Below are 15,567 nucleotides of genomic sequence, written 5' to 3' on the forward strand. Positions count from 1 at the left end.
TCAGCCGCCGGTGGCCGGACGGGGCGCCGCGCCGCGCACCGGGGCGCGGTCGGCGTGGGCCGGGCGGCGACTGCCGGCCGGGGTGAGCGGGGTCCGCTCGGAACGGATCAGGTGCGGACGGCCCGCGAGGTGGGCGGCGGGCCGGGCGCCCGGCTGGTGCCCCGCGGCCGGGACGGAACCGGAAGCGGAAGCCGACGCCGGGACCGGGACCTGCGCGGGCTCGGCCGGCTCGGGGTGCCGCAGGACGACCACCGGCTGCACGGACGGCACGGGCTGCACGGACGGCAGGGAGGGCACGGACGGCAGGGAGGGCACGGGCTGCGCCGACGGCTGCCCGGACGGCTCGGCGGCGACCCGCTGGAGCTGCCACTTGCCTCCGGCCGAGAGCAGCGGGACGAGCAGCCCGGTGAGGGCCTCGGGCACCTGCCCGGCCTCCACGAGGCTGCGCAGCCGTGCGCGCAGGTCGAAGACGTAGGCCTCGGCCATGGCGATGAGCGGCTCGAACCACGGCAGGGCCAGCAGCACGAGCAGGCCCGCGAGCCAGCCGAGCAGGACGTCGCTGACCCAGTGGGTGCCGAGGTAGACGGTGGTGGCGCCGACGCTCAGGGAGACCACGGCGGAGACCAGGGAGAGCACCCGGCGGGTGACCACGGTGGAGGCCAGGTAGGCCAGGATTCCCCAGGTCACCACGGCGTTGGCGGTGTGGCCGGAAGGAAATATATCGCCGCCCGCGAAGAGCTCGGCGGAGCCGATCTCGGTGGCGTAGTGCGGACCGAGCCGGCCGAGGCCCAGCTTGACGGCCCCCACGGTGACGTTGAGCAGCAGCAGGGCCACGCCGAGGGTGATCAGCGGGCGGAGGGTGTGCTGCCGCCAGGAGCGCCAGCCGAGCCAGGCGGCGACCATGACCGCGGTGGGGCCGCGCTGGCCCAGCACGACGAGGTAGTCCAGGAAGGCGTGGAGCTGCGGCCACTGCTCGTACGGCCGGAAGAACATGATCTGCCAGTCGAGGCGGACGAGCCAGGAAGTGGTCAGCACCGCGACGACGATTGCCAGGTAGAAGGCGAGGGTCGCTCCGAGGAGCACGACGCGGTGCCGGCTCATCCGCGGCGTTTGCAGATGAGCCGGTCGCTCTGGTTCCCGGTCCAGCCGGGCGAACACCCGCTCCAGTCTGGGCAGGATTTGGTCGGTACGCACTCAATCGACGTTACCGCGCGCCGATGGGCGGCCCGGTCGAATCACACGCTTTGTGATGACCATGTGATGTGGAGTTGGTCTCACGCGGGACTTAATTCCCGGTATTCGGTCTTTGGCCGGAGCGGTGGAGGTCCCTTCCTCCGGTCTTTTCCTCGCACACTTAGGCCGCATTTATCGGTCCTGGTCAATTGCTTTGCCAGAAGGTGGAACGGAACGACCCATTCCGTGATCTCTGACCTACGGGGGCCCCGAACCGTTCAGCCAGAAGGCCCCGTACGCGGCCGAGACGGCGGCCGCCGCGCCCAGCACCGCGGCCGCCCGGCCCGTCCGCCACCGGGCCAGCGCCAGTGCCGGCGGGAACACCAGCGGGAAGGCGGGGAGCAGCAACCGGGGCTTGGAGCCGAAGTACCCGGAGGCGCACAGGGCCAGCGCCACCACGATCCCTGCGTACACCAGCAGCGGCGCCGGCTGGCGCCGCCGCACGCAGAGCGCGTACAGCCACAGCACCAGCGCGACCCCGGCGATCAGTCCGATCCCGGCGGGAAAGGCCGGCGAGGCCAGCCGGTCACCGATGAACCGGGCGAACGCCCAGCCGCCGTCGAACCCGTTGCCCCAGCCGCCCTGTACGTCGAGGTACCCGGTCAGGCCGCCTCCCGTGCGCGCGCCCACCCACAGCACGTACGCCGCCGCGCCGAGCGGGGCCAGCAGCGCTCCGGCCACCGGCCGCCAGGAGCGCTCCCCGCCGCGCAGGGCCAGGGCGGCGGCCACCCACACCGCCGCGACCACGGCGGCTCCGACCGGGCGGGTCAGCCCCGCCCCGGCCGCGAGCAGGCCGGCGGTGAGCCAGTGCCCGCGCAGGACCCCGTACAGGCTCCAGGCGGCCAGCGCGGTGAACAGCGATTCGCTGTACGCCATCGACTGGACGATCCCAACGGGCAGCGCGGCCCAGACCGCGACGGCGAACACCCCGGCCCGGCGGCCGTGGAGGAATTCCGCGACCGCGAAGATCCCCCAGGCCGCGGCGAGCCCGGCGAGCGCCGACACCACCAGTCCCGCGGATCCGTATCCGAGCCCGGTGACGGCCGAGACCAGCCGCTCCAGCCAGGGCAGCAGCGGGAAGAAGGCCAGGTTGGAGTGGACGTCGCCGTTCGGGAGCGCCACCTCGTACCCGTACCCCTCGGCGGCGATCCGGGCGTACCAGAGGGAATCCCAGCGGGCCGAGAGCAGGGTGTGCGCACTGCTGCCGGCCACCGCCCCCCACACCGCGAGCACGGTCAGCCCGAGCAGCCGCAGCGCCACGAACACGGCCAGAGCGGGCGCGGCCCGGCGAAATCCAAGATCCTTCACGGGCATGATTATCGAGGTCGGGGGCAGTGGTGCCTGGGCAGGAGGGGCCGGGGTGGAACGAGTGGCGCACACCACAGCGCAGTCGGCGGCGTGATGAGAGCTTGACCACGTGTCGGACAGCCGAACTCGCGTACGCTGACTCTTCACTCGCGTGTCGACGCCGGACCCCGTAGGACGCCACCCTCCCCATCCGTGGCCCCGAAAAACGCTGGTCCGCCGAGTGCGAGGGATCACCTGGGAGGTACATGCATGTCGGGGACGAACGTGACCGGCGACAGGAACCCTTCCCCCTGGCAGCGACTGCGGCGACTCGGCGCGGCCTCCGGCGGGGCCAACCGCTGGGCCGTCCTTGCGGTCCTCTGCGTGAGCCTGGTGCTCGTCGCGCTCGACGCGACGATCCTGCACGTGGCCATCCCCTCCGTCACCGAAGACCTCCGTCCCGGCCCGATGGAACTCCTCTGGATCGTCGACGCCTACCCGCTGGTCTGCGCCGCCCTCCTCATCCTCTTCGGCACCCTCGGTGACCGCATCGGCCGCCGCCGCGTCCTGCTCCTCGGCTACGGCCTCTTCGGCGCGGCCTCGGCCATGGCCGCCCTGGCCGACAACGCCCAGGTCCTGATCGCGGCCCGCGCCCTGCTGGGCGTCGGCGGCGCGATGATCATGCCCGCCACCCTGTCGATCCTGCGCCAGGTCTTCCCCGACCGGCGCGAGCGGGCCCTCGCCGTCGGCATCTGGACCGCCGTCGCCGCCGTGGGCGCGGCCAGTGGCCCCGTCCTCGGCGGCTTCCTGGTCCAGCACTTCTGGTGGGGCTCCGTCTTCCTCATCAACATCCCGCTCATGATCATGATCCTGCCGCTGGGACGGTGGCTGCTGCCCGAGTCCAAGGGCACCTCCGAGGGGCCCTGGGACGTGTTCGGCGCGCTCATGGCCGCCGGCGGCGTGCTCGGCGCGGTCCTCGGGGTCAAGCGGCTGGGCGCGGAGCGCCATCTCGCCGACCCGCAGGCACTGGTCCCCTTGCTGATCGGCGCGGCACTCCTCGTCCTCTTCGTCAGGCGCCAGAAGCGCCGCGCGCACCCGCTGATCGACATGCGGATGTTCTCCCGGCCGGCCTTCACCACCTCCGTGGGCTGCATCGTGCTGGCCATGCTGGCGCTGGTCGGACTGGAACTGATCGCCGTCCAGTACCTCCAGCTCGTGCTGCACCTGAGCCCGCTGGAGACGGGGCTGCGCCTGCTGCCGCTCACCTTCGCCGCGATGGCGGCCGGCGCGACCGGCTCCTACACGCTGGCCCGGACCGGGCCGCGCAGGATGGTCTCGCTGGGCTTCGTACTGACCGCCGGCGCGGTGCTCCTGCTGACCTTCATGGGTCAGCAGGACCGACCGGTCCTCCTGACAGTCGGCTTCATCCTGCTCGGCTTCGGCCTCCAGACCACCCTCTTCGCGGCCTACGAGTCCATGCTGAGCGAGGCTCCGGCCGCGACGGCCGGCGGCGCCGCCTCCATCGGGGAGACCTCCTACCAGCTCGGTGCGGGCATGGGCATCGCCCTGCTGGGCAGCGTGATGAACGCGGCCTACGCGCCCGGCCTGACCTCGGTTCCGGGTGTCTCGGCGGCCGACTCCGCAGGCGCCTCCCACTCGCTGGGCGAGGCCTACCAGATCGCGTCGCGGCTCGGCGGACCGGCGGGCGAGGCCCTGTTCTCGGCCGCCCGGCACTCCTTCGTCCACGGGCTGCACGTCACCCTGCTGGTGAGCGCGGCGCTGCTCCTGGCGGGCGCGGCGATGGCCCTGAAGCTCCCCCGCACGATGGAGTGCGCGGACCCCGAAGCGGAGCCGGTCCGGATCCCCGCACAACAGGGCGCCGAGCCCCCGGCCACCTCCCCCGGCCCCCGCATCCCGGCCCAGCCCACCCCCGACCACGACCCGGCCCTCGGCCACCCGGCCTGACCTTCAGCCACCCGGCCTGACCTTCAGCCGTCCGGTCTGCGCCTTCAGCCGTCCGGGGCCTTTCGAGCCGTCCGGGGCCTTTCAGCCGTCCGGCGTTTGAGGACCGGGGTCTGGGGCGGAGCCCCAGGGGGTCCGGGCACAGCCCGGTACCCCTTCCCAGCCCCGCCGGCGTTTGAGGCGCGGGTCAGGGCAGAGCCCTGGGAACGGAGGAAGGGCGGGTAGGGGACTTCGCCCCCGCAGGGCCCCGCACCGGCACGGGACCGCTACGCCCGCGCCCCCACCGGACCGCGACTCGCGGACGGCTCCGGCCGGGGCGGCACAGCCGACGGCCCCGGGGCCGGCACGGCCGGCACGGCCGGCACCGTCGGCGAGACCGGGGGTGCCGCGGGTCCAGGCGCATCCTGCCGCGCCGCCGGCAGCACCAGCATCGTCCCGATCCGCAGCACCTCCGGCCGAGGCCCGATCACCCCCCGGTTCGCCGCGTAGAGCTCCGGCCATCCCCCCCGCACCCGGTGCCGCCGCGCAATCGCCACCAGCGTGTCCCCCTTCCGCACCACGTGCATCCGCCCCGCCAGCCCGTACCGCTTCGCGCACACGGGCCACGCCTCCCAGCCCTGGCTCCCGAGCAGCTCCTCCCCCACCCGGATCTGCTGCTCCCGCGTGGCGAGGTCCGCCCTCGGCGCGAAGACAAGCCCCCCGTGCTCCTCCCACGTCGGCTGCCAGAACTGCAGTCCGCCGTAGAAGCCGTTGCCCGTGTTCACCGCCCAGCGGCCCCCGCTCTCGCAGTCGGCCACGCAGTCCCAGGGCCACTGACCGCCGGGCCCGCAGTCCACCGACCGGCCGGGCGCCCCCGGCCTCGGCGGAGGCGGCGCCGCGACCGCCTCCGCGACCGCCGCAGCGGGCGACGCCAGTACGGCCACCACCAGCACCAGCGCCGCCGCGCCCGCCCCACCCGGAACCCCGAAGTTGCGCATCGCGTCACGCTACGCAGCCCCGTACCACCCCCCGCGCTCGCCACACCGCGCCCCGCGCGCCCCCACCCGCTCGGCCCACCGGCCAAACGACCAGCACCGGCCATCAACTGCGCACAACCAAAAAAGAGTTGGCACGAAAACAACGGCCCGGTCGGACCGTTCACTCCTTCGGGGGTCCGGTTCGATTCCGTTCCCTCAAATGGCGTGACCCCGGCCGCCACTCCCCCGTTGAGCCCGGCGAGCCGGAACCCCCCGGCCCCGCACGCCTAGTCCGAGGAGCCACCCCGTGCCGCGCATGCTCGAAGTCAGTGATGAGGTACGTGCCGAGATCGGCGACGAGGAGGCCGAGCGGCTGCTCGCAGGTGACGGATCCCCGGGCAGCTACGACTGCACTTCCTGCCGCACCCCCGGCGACTCCGAGCGCGAGCAGACCAGCACCGTGCTGTTCGTCGGCGACGAGACGGCCGTCCTGGCCTTCGCCCACGCCGGCTGCATCCCCTCGCAGGTCGTCTCCGTGCCCGAGGCGGACCTCCAGGGCGCCGTCCGCTCCATCACGGGCGACAGCCCCGCCCCGGCGGCCGGCTCCGCCGGTGACGTACCGCAGTCCGTGCCCGGCGGCCAGGCCGTCCTCGGGATCACCAGCGGCCTGATCCTGATCAACGGGGAACTGCACCCCGCCCTCGTGGTGGAGCCGACCGCGCCCATCGCGCGCCCCGGCACCACCGGACCCGGCGACGACTTCCTCCCGCTCCTCATCGAGCAGGGCTTCATCCCCATGACCGACACCGAAGAGGTCCCGCAGGCCCTGACCGGCTGGTCGATCCTGCTCGCCGCGGGCCAGCTGCACTCGGTGCTCCAGCCCGGCCAGATCGCCTGGTGGCAGGCGCACCGGCCGCTGTCGGTCACCGACGGCTGGCGGGCCGCCGTCAACAAGACGCAGCGCGTCCTGGTGTACGCCGCCCCCGTCGGCACCATCGGCCAGCAGCCCCGCGAGGACCTGCTCCGCGACGCCCTGGACAAGGCCGCCCGCAACGGCAAGCTCGTCGCCGCCTCGATGCCCCTGGCGGGTACCCCGGGCGCCTGAGGCCCCGGCTCCCGGGACCTTCCCCGGGCTCCCGTCCCCGCTCTGCCTTCCGTCCCCGAGACGGCCGTCCGACCCCCGCCCAGGGGGCCGGACGGCGTGCGCCGGGGGTGCGCGGTCCGTCCCGCGCACCCCCGGCGATCTGCGTTTTCCGCCCCGCCACCCCGCATCCGAGGGCCGCCGGGTTCGTTGGCTGATACGTGCATTCCTACGATGTCTCCCGCGCCCCGTCCTATCCGAGCAGCGTCCCCCCGATGCGCCCCGTACGGGAGCTGGGGAGCTCTCCGGCCGCCTCGCACACGCCCATCTACGACACGCTGTACTCGGAGTACCTGCGCGCCTTCCGGGCCCTGCCCGGCGACCGCACGGGCGAGGAGGACCTCGGCTTCACGGCGTTCTCGTACGGGGGCTCCTACAGCGGCGCGTACGGCAGCGGAGCGGGCACGTACGGCAGCGGCGCCGCGGGCTCCCCGATCTCCTACGGAAGCGGCTGGAACGGTTCCTCATGGCAGCCGACGGGACAGCACGCCGGGCAGCCGGCGGACGCCTGGCAGCCCTCGCCCGCTCCGCAGCCGCAGTACTCGTACGCCGGCGCCGGATACGCGAACGGGCGACAGCACCAGACCGGGATGCAGCACATCCCGGCGGCCCTGCCGCCCGCTCCGCGCCGGGGCTACTAGCCCCGGGCCCTACTGGCGTCGCACTACATCTTGCGCTTGTGCTGCGCACCGCGCTTCTCGCGGACGCGGACCGAGATGTGGATCGGGGTCCCCTCGAAGCCGAACTCCTCGCGCAGGCGGCGCTCGATGAAGCGGCGGTAGCCGTGCTCCAGGAAGCCCGAGGCGAAGAGGACGAACCGCGGCGGCTTGCTGCCCGCCTGCGTACCGAACAGGATGCGCGGCTGCTTGCCGCCACGGATCGGGTGCGGGTGGGCGGCGACGACCTCGCCGAGGAAGGCGTTCAGACGGCCGGTCGGGATGCGCGTCTCCCAGCCGGCGAGCGCGGTCTCGATGGCCGGGACCAGCTTCTCCATGTGGCGGCCGGTGAGCGCCGAGACGTTCACCCGGGGCGCCCAGGCGACCTGCTGCATCTCGGTCTCGATCTCGCGCTCGAGGTAGTAGCGGCGCTCCTCGTCGAGGTCGTCCCACTTGTTGTACGCGATCACGATCGCGCGGCCCGCCTCGACGGCCATGGTGATGATGCGCTGGTCCTGGACGGAGATCTGCTCGGTCGTGTCGATCAGGATGACCGCGACCTCCGCCTTCTCCACGGCGGCGGCCGTGCGCAGCGAGGCGTAGTAGTCCGCGCCCTGCTGGAGGTGGACCTTCTTGCGGATGCCCGCGGTGTCGATGAACTTCCAGGTGACCCCGCCGAGCTGGATCAGCTCGTCGACCGGGTCGCGGGTGGTGCCGGCCATCTCGTTGACGACGACGCGGTCCTCCTTGGCGACCTTGTTCAGGAGGGAGGACTTGCCGACGTTCGGGCGGCCGATGAGCGCGATCCGGCGCGGACCGCCGACGGCGGTGCCGAAGGTCTGCTCGGGCGCCTCGGGCAGGGCCTCCAGAACGGCGTCGAGCATGTCGCCGGTGCCGCGGCCGTGCAGGGAGGAGACCGGGTGCGGGTAGCCGAGGCCCAGCGACCACAGCGAGGCCGCGTCGGACTCGCCGCTCTGGCCGTCGACCTTGTTGGCGCACAGGACGACGGGCTTGCCGGCCTTGCGCAGCAGGCGCACGACGGCCTCGTCGGTGTCGGTGGCGCCGACCTTGGCGTCGACGACGAAGACGACGGCGTCGCAGGCGTCGATGGCGTACTCGGCCTGGGCGGCGACGGAGGCGTCGATGCCGAGGACGTCCTGCTCCCAGCCGCCGGTGTCGACGACCTTGAAGCGGCGGCCGGCCCACTCGGCCTCGTAGGTGACGCGGTCGCGGGTGACGCCGGGCTTGTCCTCGACGACCGCCTCGCGGCGGCCGATGATCCGGTTCACCAGGGTCGACTTGCCGACGTTCGGGCGGCCGACGACGGCGAGGACCGGGAGCGGGCCGTGGCCGGCTTCCTGGAGAGCGCCCTCGACGTCCTCGATGTCGAAGCCCTCTTCCGCGGCGAGCTCCATGAACTCCGCGTACTCGGCATCGCCAAGTGCTCCGTGGTCTTGCTGGTCGTTCATGAAGTCCGTTCCTCGTCGTTCGTGGTGATCGGTGGGGCCCGCGCAGCGCGGTTCCACTACTAGGTCAAGTCTCGCTCAGCGCCCGGTGAGGCGCTTGGCGTCGGCCAGGTGGGCGGTCAGCCGGTCCTGGATGCGTACGGTGGCCTGGTCCAGCGCGGTACGGGTACGGCGGCCACTGCCGTCCCCGGCGTCGAAGGCATCGCCGAAGACGATGTCGACCCTGCTCTTCAGCGGCGGCAGGGCCTTGACGACCCTGCTGCGCCGCTCGGTGCTCGCGAAGACGGCGACCGGCACGATGGGTGCGCCGGCCCGGACCGCGAAGTACGCGAGGCCCGCGCGCAGCGAGGCGAAGTCGCCTTCGCCCCGGGTGCCCTCGGGGAAGATCCCCAGGGCCCCGCCGTTCTCCAGTACGCCCAGCGCACGGCTGACGGCGGTCCGGTCGGTGCCGGAGCGGTCCACCTTGACCTGCCCGATCCCTTCGAGGAAGGGGCCGAGCGGACCGACGTACGCCTCCTTCTTGATCAGGAAGTGCAGCGGCCGGGGCGCGGTGCCCATGAGCATGGGTCCGTCGATGATGTGCGAGTGGTTCACGGCCAGGATGACGGGGCCGGTGGCGGGGACCTTCCAGGCTCCCAGCACGCGCGGCTTCCAGAGGCCGTACATGAGCCCGATGCCGATCCTCCGGCCGACCGCCGCACCCTTGAGGGAGGGCGTATCGCTCACGCGCGGCCCCGCTTCTCTTCCACGAGGGTGACCACGCACTCGATGACCCGGTCGAGCGTGAGCTCGGTGGTGTCCACCTCGACCGCGTCGCCGGCCTTGGCCAGCGGAGAGGTCTTGCGGCCGGAGTCGGCGGCGTCGCGCTTGATCAGCGCCTCCTTGGTGGCCGCGAGGTCCACGGCCTCCTTGCCCCGCAGCTCGCCGCTGCGGCGGGCCGCGCGGGCCTCGGCGGAGGCGGTGAGGAAGATCTTCAGGTCGGCGTCGGGCAGCACGGTGGTGCCGATGTCGCGGCCCTCCACGACGATGCCCTCGGCCTCGTCGGCCGCCTCGGCGGCGATGGAGCGCTGGAGCTCGGTGATCAGGGTGCGCACCTCGGGGACCGCGCTCACGGCGCTGACCTTCGAGGTGACCTCCTGGGTCCGGATCGGGCCGGAGGCGTCCTGGCCGTCGACGGTGATGGTGGGGGCGGACGGATCGGTGCCGGACACGATGACGGGCTTGCCCGCCGCGAGGGCGATCGCCTGCGGGTCCTCGATGTCGATGCCGTTGGTGATCATCCACCAGGTGATGGCCCGGTACTGGGCACCGGTGTCCAGGTAGCGCAGCCCGAGCTTGGCGGCCACGGCCTTGGAAGTGCTGGACTTGCCCGTGCCGGAGGGACCGTCGATGGCGACGATCACGGCGGTCGGAGCTGCGGTTTCCACGGTGCGGGCACCTTCCTGGTTGCGCGTACGTGTCCGGGCGCGCCAATAGCGCCCCTCCTCCAGGTTACCGGGCTTTTCGCCGCCGCCCGCCGGGGCGTCGGCGGGCGGGCCCGGGGCGGGTGCGGAGGGGGCGCGGGACGGGCCCGGTGCGGGCGCGGGCCCGCCCCGGGAGGCCGAGGCCCTACGGCTGGCGCAGCGCCCAGCCGCGTTCGCGCAGCTCGGCCTGGAGGCCGGGGACGGCCCGGGGTTCGACCATCAGCTGGACCAGGCCCGCCTGCTGCCCGGTCGCGTGCTCGATCCGCACGTCCTCGATGTTGACCCCGGCCCGGCCGGCGTCGGCGAAGATCCGGGCGAGCTCGCCCGGCTGGTCGGAGATGAGGACGGCCACCGTCTCGTAGACCGTCGGCGCGGCCCCGTGCTTGCCGGGGACCCGGACCCGGCCCGCGTTGCCGCGGCGCAGTACGTCCTCGATGCCTGCCGCCCCGTCCCGGCGCTTGGCCTCGTCGGCCGACTGGAGGCCCCGCAGGGCTTCCACGGTCTCCTCCAGGTCGGCGGCGATCCCGGAGAGGACGTCCGCCACGGGTCCCGGGTTGGCGGAGAGGATCTCCACCCACATCCGGGGGTCGGAGGCGGCGATCCGGGTCACGTCGCGGATGCCCTGTCCGCACAGCCGCACCGCGGTCTCGTCGGCCTCCTCCAGCCGGGCCGCGACCATGCTGGAGACGAGCTGCGGGGTGTGGGAGACGAGCGCGACGGCCCGGTCGTGCGCGTCGGCGTCCATGACCACCGGGACGGCCCGGCACAGGGCCACCAGCTCCAGCGCCAGGTTCAGCACCTCGTGGTCGGTCTCCCGGGTCGGCGTGAGCACCCAGGGCCGGCCCTCGAAGAGGTCGGCGGAGGCCGCGAGCGGTCCGGACTGCTCCTTGCCCGCCATCGGGTGGGTGCCGATGTACGCCCTGGTGTCCACGCCGAGCGCGTCCAGCTCCCGGCGCGGTCCGCCCTTGACGCTGGCCACGTCCACGTAGGCGCGGGCCAGGTCACGCCCTATGGCGTCGGCGAGGGCGGCGGCCACATGGGCGGGCGGTACGGCGATGACCGCGAGGTCTGCCTTGCCCTGGTAGGGCTCCTCGGTGCCGGCGCCCAGCGCGGCGGCCGTACGGGCCTGGCCCTGGTCGCGGTCGGACAGGTGGACGGCGATGCCGCGGGCGGCCAGGGCGAGCGCCGCGGAGGTGCCGATCAGTCCGGTTCCGATGACGACGGCGGTTCTCACGGGGTGTGCTCCAGGGGTACAGGGGTGTGGCGGCGGTGCGGTGCCAGCCTCAGGGTAGCCAGCGGGAACGGCGCGAGGACCCGGCGTCCCGTCCGCTGGGACGGGACGCCGGGTCCTCGGGAACGGCCCCCGGACGGACCGGGGTCGCTCGGAGTCGCTCGCGGTCGCTCAGAGGCCCTGCTGCTTGATGATGTCCTCCAGCGAGCCGCTCGGGATCGACCCGCCGGGGGTCAGCTTGTCCACGGCCTGCGGGAGCGCCTGCGCGATCTGGTCGGCGGCGGCCTCCGGGGTGACGCCCGCCTGCTCGGCGACCTTGGCCAGGGTCTCGTCCGGCAGGGCCTTGGCGATCTCCGGGCCGCTGACCGGCTGGTTCTCGCCGGTACCGACCCAGGACTGGGCCTGGTCGGTCAGACCCGACTTGGTCAGCATGTCCAGCAGCCCGCCGAGCGGGTTGCTGCCCGCGCCTGCGGCCTGGGCGCCGCCGGCACCGCCGCCGCCCATGAGGGCGCCGAGGAGGGAGCCGAGGATGTTGCCGCCGCCACTGCCGCCCTGCCCGCCGCTGCCGCCGAGAAGGCCGCCGAGAAGGGAGCCGAGGTCGTTGCCCGCCATGGTGATGCCTTTCGAAGAGGGACCGGGCACGCGGAAATCTGCGGACCCGGCTTCGAGATACGGACAATGTCACCCAACTCGGGCGCGTCTGCCACTTGACGCAGAGCCGTGCACCGACTGCGGTAGAACGAGCGGCATGATCTTCCACCTCGTACCGCTCGCCGACTGGACCGCCGATCCCGGGCGCCCGTACGCGCCGCCCTCCCTCGACTCCGAGGGTTTCGTGCACTGTTCGGCGGATCCGGAGACGGCGCTGGCGATCGCCGCCTCGCACTACGGCGGCGTACCGGGGACCCTGCTCGCCGTGGAGCTCGACGAGCGCGCCCTCACCTCCGAGGTCCGCCGGGAGGGTGAACCGGGCATCCGCTACCCGCACGTCCACGGACCGCTGAACCGGGACGCCGTGGTGCGCGTGTGGGAGGTGGTACGCGCCCCCGGTGCGCCGGCGGGACTCGTTCCCTGGCCTCCGGAGGGCTGAGTCGACGCGTGGCGGGGTGTTGCTGAGACCCGTCACGCGCCAGGATGCCTCTCGCCATCCCGGCGATCACCCGAGGAGAAGTCATGAGCGACCCCACCCGCGCCGCCCGGCGCACGGTACTTGCGGCCGGAGCGAGCGTCCTGGCAGGCGGCGTGCTGACCGCCTGCGGCGGAGCCGACGAGACGAAGCCGTCGTCCGAGGGCGGCAGCGCGCCCACGGGGCAGAGCCCCACACCCGCTGCGGCCGGCAACACCAAGGCCCTGCTCAAGTCCTCGGAGGTGCCGGTCGGCGGCGGCACGGTCCTCAAGGACGAGAAGCTGGTCGTCACCCAGCCGACGGCGGGCGACTTCCGCTGCTTCACCGCGGTGTGCACGCACTCGGGCTGCCTGGTGAACAAGGTGGAGGCCGGCACGATCGACTGCCCGTGCCACGGCAGCAAGTTCAAGGACACGGACGGCGCGGTGGCCAAGGGCCCGGCCACCAAGCCACTGGCGGAGAAGAAGATCACCGTCTCCACGGCGGGCGAAATCTCGCTCGCCTAGTCCGGGTCCGCAGCACTAGCCTCACGGGATGAACGAGGCCAACCAGCACAAACCCACGCCCGACCCGCTCGAACTCACGCTGGTCAGGGACCACACGGTCTACTCGTGCGTGATCGGTTCGAGGGCGTTCGGCCTGGCGACGGAGGCGAGCGACACCGACCGGCGCGGTGTCTACCTCGCCCCGACACCGCTGTTCTGGCGCTTCGAGAAGCCGCCGACGCACGTGGACGGACCCCGGGACGAGGAGTTCTCCTGGGAGCTGGAGCGCTTCTGCGAACTCGCGCTGCGCGCCAACCCGAACGTCCTCGAGGTCCTCCACTCCCCCCTGGTGGAGGACCTCACCCCGGTCGGCGAGGAACTCCTCTCGCTCCGCGGGGCGTTCCTCTCCCGCCGGGCCCACATCAGCTTCAGCCGGTACGCCGTCTCCCAGCGCGGCAAACTCCTCGGCGACCTCCGCAACCACGGCGCCCCGCGCTGGAAGCACGCCATGCACCTGCTGCGCCTGCTCCTGTCCTGCCGCGACCTGCTGCGCACGGGCCGCCTGGTGATCGACGCGACCCCGTACCGCGACCGCCTCCTCGCTGTCCGCCGCGGCGAGCTGACCTGGGAGGAGGTCGACGCCTGGATGACCCTCCTGACCGAGGAGACCGAGGCCGCCCTCCCGACGACCCCCCTCCCCGAAACCCCGGACCTCCCCCGGGTGGAGGACTTCCTCCTGCGCACCCGCCGCGCATCGGCAACGGCCTAACCCAGCCGCCGCCGCACGACGAACTCGTCGAGCGCGTCGAAGGCCGCCGGCTGCTCCGGCAACGACGAAGCCTCCCGGGCCGCCTCCAGAACCCCGTGCAGGGCCCCGAAGTCCCGTTCCACCCGCGCGATGTCGATGCCTGCGGCCGCGCCGTGCTCGGCCTCGGCCTTGGCCTCGATCAGCCCGGCCAGATAGGCCGGTGCCTCCGGCACCTCGTCCAGCAGCGTGGGCAGGTGTGCCTGCACCTGCGCCGTGCGCATCAGGTGGATGCCCGTGAGCAGCGCCCGGAACGTGTAGAGCAGCGGCTTGAGCTCGGCCGTCTTCCCGAAGAGCCGCCACTGCGTGTTCGCGAACCCCCGGTAGTGGTGGGCGTGGTGCGAGGTCAGCACTGCGGGCGCCAGGGAGACCAGCTCCTCGTGCGCCGGCGTCGTGTGCACCACCAGGGGGGACAGCAGCTGTTCCAGGACGTAGCCGTTGCGGTTCAGCATCAGCCGGACGAACTTGCACAGGTCGTGCGTGACCAGGTCCATCTCCGTGCCGTCCCGGAACCACATCCGGCTGCGCGTCTCCTGCGGGTCGCGGAGCGAGAGCAGCTCCGCCGCCGGCAGCAGGTGCGCCCCGCGCAGGTCGACGTCGGAGTCCTTGGAGGGGAATCCGTACAGGTGGGCGCCCGAGACCGTTGCGAAGAGCAGCGGGTCCGGCTGCTCCGCGACGACGGCGGTCAGGTCGGTGTCCAGGGCGTTCATCACGTCGAGCACCGCTCACGCGTCCCAGAGGGCGCCGAAGGACAGGAGTTCGGCGCGGTATTCGATGCGGCCCTCCCAGTCGCCGGGCCAGGCGTCCGCGCCGAGGTGGGCGCCCGCGAAGGCGCCGGCCAGGCAGGCGATGGAGTCGGAGTCGCCGGCCGTGCAGGCCGCGCGGCGCAGGGCCAGGAGGGGTTCCTCCGGGAAGAGCAGGAAGCACTGGAGGGCGGTGGCCAGGGCCTCCTCGGCGATCCAGCCCTCGCCGGTCGTGAGGCAGGGGTCGGTCTCCGGGGACGGGGTGCGCAGGGCCGCCGCGAGGCGGTCCAGGACCTCCAGGCACTCGTCCCAGCCGCGCGCCATGAAGGACTCGGCCGAGGCATCGGAGGCCGTCCGCGTCCAGAGGTCTCCGAGCCAGCGCTCGTGGTAGCGGGTGCGGTTCTCCAGGGCGTACGAGCGCAGTTGCCCGACCAGGCCGGTCACCTCCGTGCCCTGCGCCAGCAGGAACACCGCCCGCGCCGTGAGGTCGGAGGCGGCCAGTGCCGTGGGGTGGCCGTGGGTCAGGGCCGACTGGAGCTGGGCCGCGCCGGCCCGCTCCTCCTCCGTCCAGCCCGGCACCAGCCCGATGGGAGCCACCCTCATGTTCGCCCCGCAGCCCTTGGACCCGAGCTGGCTCGCGTCGCGCCAGTCCCGCTCGGGGTGGTTGAGGAGGCTGCAGGCCTTCAGGCACGTGCGGCCCGGGGCCCGGTTGTTCTCCGGGGAGTGGTACCAGTCGACGAACTCCTCCCGGACCGGGCGGGCGAGGCGCAGCGGGCCCACCCGGCCCCGCTCCCCGGCGGTCCGCATCCCCCGGGCGAGGGCCAGCGTCATCTGGGTGTCGTCCGTGACGATCGCCGGCCTGGGCAGGTCCATCTGCCGCCACGGGCCGGTCTTCGCGAGGATCCCGGGGACGTCGTTGAACTCCGTCGGGAAGCCGAGGGCGTCTCCCAGGGCCAGTCCGATCAGGGATCCCGTCGCGGCCCGCTTCGTGTTCGTCGGCTTCATAGGCTTCG

General features: G+C 73.2%; 16 protein-coding genes. 6 read left to right on the top strand and 10 right to left on the bottom strand.

Annotated elements, in window-relative coordinates:
• Window positions 1–1,194 (bottom strand): phosphatase PAP2 family protein, encoded by a 1,194-nt coding sequence (locus ACODT5_RS25875; RefSeq protein ID WP_422521630.1) that lies wholly within the window; start codon window positions 1,192–1,194, stop codon window positions 1–3.
• Window positions 1,195–1,431: 237 nt separating this feature from the next.
• The gene (locus ACODT5_RS25880) at window positions 1,432–2,547 is read right to left on the bottom strand and encodes a glycosyltransferase family 39 protein (protein WP_422521631.1); all 1,116 of its coding nucleotides are present in this window, start codon (window positions 2,545–2,547) and stop codon (window positions 1,432–1,434) included.
• A 243-nt stretch (window positions 2,548–2,790) separates the two neighbouring features.
• On the opposite strand from ACODT5_RS25880, the gene ACODT5_RS25885 reads away from it, so the two are divergent.
• Window positions 2,791–4,485, top strand: coding sequence for an MFS transporter (locus ACODT5_RS25885; protein ID WP_422521632.1), 1,695 nt, complete (start codon window positions 2,791–2,793; stop codon window positions 4,483–4,485).
• A 263-nt stretch (window positions 4,486–4,748) separates the two neighbouring features.
• On the opposite strand, the gene ACODT5_RS25890 is transcribed toward ACODT5_RS25885, so the two are convergent.
• Complete coding sequence (locus tag ACODT5_RS25890; RefSeq protein ID WP_422521633.1) at window positions 4,749–5,459, bottom strand: transglycosylase family protein; 711 nt, start codon at window positions 5,457–5,459, stop codon at window positions 4,749–4,751.
• A gap of 286 nt (window positions 5,460–5,745) precedes the next feature.
• Between ACODT5_RS25890 and ACODT5_RS25895 the strand changes: the two genes are divergently transcribed.
• Both ACODT5_RS25895 and ACODT5_RS25900 read left to right on the top strand, forming a co-directional pair.
• Window positions 5,746–6,543, top strand: a complete 798-nt coding sequence (locus ACODT5_RS25895) for a hypothetical protein (RefSeq protein WP_422521634.1) — start codon at window positions 5,746–5,748, stop codon at window positions 6,541–6,543.
• Window positions 6,544–6,794: 251 nt separating this feature from the next.
• The gene (locus ACODT5_RS25900; protein WP_422521635.1) at window positions 6,795–7,220 is read left to right on the top strand and encodes a hypothetical protein; all 426 of its coding nucleotides are present in this window, start codon (window positions 6,795–6,797) and stop codon (window positions 7,218–7,220) included.
• Between the two features lie 23 nt (window positions 7,221–7,243).
• Here the strand turns inward: ACODT5_RS25900 and der are convergent, their stop codons facing one another.
• From der to ACODT5_RS25925, 5 genes are all read right to left on the bottom strand, one after another.
• The gene (gene der, locus ACODT5_RS25905) at window positions 7,244–8,704 is read right to left on the bottom strand and encodes a ribosome biogenesis GTPase Der (RefSeq protein WP_422521636.1); all 1,461 of its coding nucleotides are present in this window, start codon (window positions 8,702–8,704) and stop codon (window positions 7,244–7,246) included.
• 75 nt (window positions 8,705–8,779) lie between these two features.
• Window positions 8,780–9,466, bottom strand: coding sequence for a lysophospholipid acyltransferase family protein (locus tag ACODT5_RS25910; RefSeq protein ID WP_422521637.1), 687 nt, complete (start codon window positions 9,464–9,466; stop codon window positions 8,780–8,782).
• Window positions 9,424–10,128, bottom strand: a complete 705-nt coding sequence (cmk, locus tag ACODT5_RS25915) for a (d)CMP kinase (RefSeq protein ID WP_422521638.1) — start codon at window positions 10,126–10,128, stop codon at window positions 9,424–9,426. The genes ACODT5_RS25910 and cmk overlap by 43 nt, the downstream gene beginning before the upstream one ends.
• Window positions 10,129–10,309: 181 nt before the next feature.
• Window positions 10,310–11,398, bottom strand: coding sequence for a prephenate dehydrogenase (locus tag ACODT5_RS25920; protein WP_422521639.1), 1,089 nt, complete (start codon window positions 11,396–11,398; stop codon window positions 10,310–10,312).
• Window positions 11,399–11,566: 168 nt separating this feature from the next.
• A complete protein-coding gene (locus tag ACODT5_RS25925) occupies window positions 11,567–12,007 on the bottom strand; it encodes a YidB family protein (protein ID WP_422521640.1) in 441 nt (146 codons plus the stop codon).
• 136 nt (window positions 12,008–12,143) lie between these two features.
• Between ACODT5_RS25925 and ACODT5_RS25930 the strand changes: the two genes are divergently transcribed.
• From ACODT5_RS25930 to ACODT5_RS25940, 3 genes are all read left to right on the top strand, one after another.
• The gene (locus ACODT5_RS25930) at window positions 12,144–12,485 is read left to right on the top strand and encodes a DUF952 domain-containing protein (RefSeq protein WP_422521641.1); all 342 of its coding nucleotides are present in this window, start codon (window positions 12,144–12,146) and stop codon (window positions 12,483–12,485) included.
• A gap of 83 nt (window positions 12,486–12,568) precedes the next feature.
• A complete protein-coding gene (locus tag ACODT5_RS25935; protein ID WP_422521642.1) occupies window positions 12,569–13,027 on the top strand; it encodes a Rieske (2Fe-2S) protein in 459 nt (152 codons plus the stop codon).
• A 28-nt stretch (window positions 13,028–13,055) separates the two neighbouring features.
• Window positions 13,056–13,775 carry a nucleotidyltransferase domain-containing protein gene (locus tag ACODT5_RS25940; protein WP_422521643.1) on the top strand — a complete coding sequence of 240 codons (720 nt, stop codon included), beginning with the start codon at window positions 13,056–13,058 and terminating at the stop codon, window positions 13,773–13,775.
• Here ACODT5_RS25940 and ACODT5_RS25945 read toward each other — a convergent pair.
• The gene (locus ACODT5_RS25945; protein WP_422525036.1) at window positions 13,772–14,524 is read right to left on the bottom strand and encodes a nucleotidyltransferase domain-containing protein; all 753 of its coding nucleotides are present in this window, start codon (window positions 14,522–14,524) and stop codon (window positions 13,772–13,774) included. The genes ACODT5_RS25940 and ACODT5_RS25945 overlap by 4 nt on opposite strands.
• Before the next feature lie 12 nt (window positions 14,525–14,536).
• Window positions 14,537–15,559, bottom strand: a complete 1,023-nt coding sequence (locus ACODT5_RS25950) for an ADP-ribosylglycohydrolase family protein (RefSeq protein WP_422525037.1) — start codon at window positions 15,557–15,559, stop codon at window positions 14,537–14,539.
• Window positions 15,560–15,567: the final 8 nt, after the last annotated feature.

This window comes from Streptomyces tatrensis (assembly GCF_049310065.1).
In the GTDB taxonomy this organism is placed as follows: domain Bacteria; phylum Actinomycetota; class Actinomycetes; order Streptomycetales; family Streptomycetaceae; genus Streptomyces.

Coding starts and splice junctions, on each gene's coding strand:
- ACODT5_RS25900 (WP_422521635.1), top strand. CDS start 6,795: ATGCGCCCCGTACGGGAGCTGGGGAGCTCTCCGGCCGCCTCGCACACG.
- ACODT5_RS25935 (WP_422521642.1), top strand. CDS start 12,569: ATGAGCGACCCCACCCGCGCCGCCCGGCGCACGGTACTTGCGGCCGGA.
- der (WP_422521636.1), bottom strand. CDS start 8,704: ATGAACGACCAGCAAGACCACGGAGCACTTGGCGATGCCGAGTACGCG.
- ACODT5_RS25940 (WP_422521643.1), top strand. CDS start 13,056: ATGAACGAGGCCAACCAGCACAAACCCACGCCCGACCCGCTCGAACTC.
- ACODT5_RS25890 (WP_422521633.1), bottom strand. CDS start 5,459: ATGCGCAACTTCGGGGTTCCGGGTGGGGCGGGCGCGGCGGCGCTGGTG.
- ACODT5_RS25925 (WP_422521640.1), bottom strand. CDS start 12,007: ATGGCGGGCAACGACCTCGGCTCCCTTCTCGGCGGCCTTCTCGGCGGC.
- ACODT5_RS25950 (WP_422525037.1), bottom strand. CDS start 15,559: ATGAAGCCGACGAACACGAAGCGGGCCGCGACGGGATCCCTGATCGGA.
- ACODT5_RS25930 (WP_422521641.1), top strand. CDS start 12,144: ATGATCTTCCACCTCGTACCGCTCGCCGACTGGACCGCCGATCCCGGG.
- ACODT5_RS25885 (WP_422521632.1), top strand. CDS start 2,791: ATGTCGGGGACGAACGTGACCGGCGACAGGAACCCTTCCCCCTGGCAG.
- ACODT5_RS25880 (WP_422521631.1), bottom strand. CDS start 2,547: ATGCCCGTGAAGGATCTTGGATTTCGCCGGGCCGCGCCCGCTCTGGCC.